1 protein-coding gene and 2 pseudogenes are annotated in these 1,575 nt (G+C 38.3%); all 3 read right to left on the bottom strand.

What is annotated here, in order from left to right; genetic code table 11:
- Positions 1-368 (bottom strand): annotated as a pseudogene (locus tag B4U84_RS30130) (bifunctional acetaldehyde-CoA/alcohol dehydrogenase); the annotation flags it as partial.
- A gap of 92 nt (positions 369-460) precedes the next feature.
- Entirely contained in the window at positions 461-1,252 is a 792-nt protein-coding gene (gene pflA / locus B4U84_RS30135; RefSeq protein ID WP_207391055.1) for a pyruvate formate-lyase-activating protein, read from the bottom strand.
- Positions 1,253-1,472: 220 nt separating this feature from the next.
- Positions 1,473-1,575, bottom strand: a pseudogene (locus B4U84_RS32270) (hypothetical protein); the annotation flags it as partial.

Consider the following 1,575-nt stretch of genomic DNA (forward strand, 5'->3'; position numbering starts at 1 on the left):
TTAAAAACAGTAGTAGAAGTCGGATTAGTAACAGGGACAATACCAGCCAGAATACCCACAGGTTCAGCAATCTTTTGAATGCCAAAGGATTTATCTTCTTCAATTACACCACAGGTTTTTTCATGCTTGTATTTATTGTAAATATATTCCGAAGCAAAGTGATTTTTAATCACCTTATCTTCTACAATCCCCATACCTGTTTCCGCAACAGCGAGTTTCGCCAAAGATATGCGTTCTGTGTTAGCTGCTAAGGCTGCTTGCTTAAAGATAAAGTCTACTTGCTCTTGTGAATAATTAGCATATTTTTCCTGTGCTATCTTCACTCGTTCAATTAATGCTTCTAATTCTTGAATATTTGTAATTTGCATAAATTCTACCTGGGTAATAATTACACTGTGTCAGAGACTTATAATTTGGAGTTACAGTAATTGATATCGGGAGGAACTGATAATATAAGTATTCAAGCGATCGCCAAAACTCCTCTACTTCTAAAAATATCTAAAGCTTGTTGCACCTGTTCAGCAGACGGAGTTGGGGTATCTTTTAATAAATATTCAAAACCTAATTGTTCCCATTTGTATTCACCCATTTTGTGAAATGGCAAAATTTCCACTTTTTCGACATTTTTAAGTGTGGCAATAAAATCAGCTAATCCTTGAATATTTTGTGGCTCATCAGTTAAACCAGGAACTAGGACAAAGCGAATCCAAGTTGGTTTGTTGATTTCACTCAAGTATTTAGCCAGATTCAAAGTTGGTTCAATATCAACACCCGTAACTTTTTTATATGTAGCCGGGTCAAATGATTTAATATCAAGTAGTACTAAATCTACATACTCCAACACAGTTTTTGCAGCTTCCAAATCACAAAAACCAGAAGTGTCTAATGCTGTATGCATACCCAATTCCTGACAGCGTCGAAAAATTTCTCTGACAAAATCAGGTTGGTATAAAGGTTCTCCACCACTAATCGTGACCCCACCACCAGAAGCTTTCATATAAGATGAATACTTCTGAATTTCTGCGATTAGTTCATCAATGCTGGTTTGTTTCCCATTTTCTAAGTAGCGACAATCGGGATTGCAGCAGTACAAACAACGCAGTGGACATCCGGTTGTAAAAATAATAAAGCGAATACCAGGGCCATCAACAGTACCACAGGTTTCCACTGAGTGGATGAAACCGAAAGTAGTTGGCTGTGATCCAGGCTGATTGTTTACGCCAAGAGAAGTGTGAGATGTTTGATTGAGCATAATATTCGCCTATCAAAGCTTTTGTTTAACCTCAATTGCAGTTATAGGCAAATAGTTTGAGGAAGTTGTGAGGAAACTAGTGGTCTGTCGCATTAGTTCTGAGGGGTATAAAATGAACCTTAATCCCTTCGAGTGTTTAATACTCGTCGTCGAGTGTTTGAACTCCGTCGTTGAGTGTTTAATACTCGTCGTCGAGTGTTTGAACTCCGTCGTTGAGTGTTTAATACTCGTCGTCGAGTGTTTGAACTCCGTCGTTGAGTCTTTTATACTCGTCGTCGAGTGTTTGAACTCCGTCGTTGAGTGTTTGAACTCCGTCGTTGAGT

The sequence above is a fragment of the Westiellopsis prolifica IICB1 genome (assembly GCF_004323185.1).
Lineage (GTDB): Bacteria > Cyanobacteriota > Cyanobacteriia > Cyanobacteriales > Nostocaceae > Pelatocladus > Pelatocladus prolificus_A.

Bases quoted from the DNA above. Each gene is read 5' to 3' on its own strand.
- pflA (WP_207391055.1), bottom strand. From the start codon at position 1,252: ATGCTCAATCAAACATCTCACACTTCTCTTGGCGTAAACAATCAGCCT.